The following is a 284-nucleotide window of genomic DNA, read 5'->3' as shown; positions in this document are numbered from 1 at the left end:
GTCGATCGCAGCGTACTCTTCTTCCGACTTCTGGTAGCCCAGGCCACCGACGATGTACGGGTTCCAGCCGCGGCCTTCCTTGATGAAGTGGCGACGCAGGTCCAGCGAGACGCCGTACTGCGACCAGTTCAGGTCCTGGTTGCTGTCGAAGTTCGGGTTCTGGTAGTTCAGCTCACCGTCCAGCGACCAGTTCGGGCTGATGAACTTACCCAGGCCCAGGGTCACGAACGGAGCGTCATTGGTCAGACGGTCGCTGTCCTGGAAGTTGAAGCCGGCCGAACCGG

1 protein-coding gene is annotated in these 284 nt (G+C 61.3%); it reads right to left on the bottom strand.

The window, feature by feature from the left end:
• On the bottom strand, window positions 1–284 hold a 284-nt coding region (locus EN804_RS36670; protein WP_135922451.1), incomplete at both ends, for an outer membrane beta-barrel protein.

The sequence above is a fragment of the Mesorhizobium sp. M8A.F.Ca.ET.161.01.1.1 genome, assembly GCF_004792105.1.
Taxonomy (GTDB): domain Bacteria; phylum Pseudomonadota; class Alphaproteobacteria; order Rhizobiales; family Rhizobiaceae; genus Mesorhizobium.
This window is presented reverse-complemented; position numbering and strand designations above follow the sequence as displayed.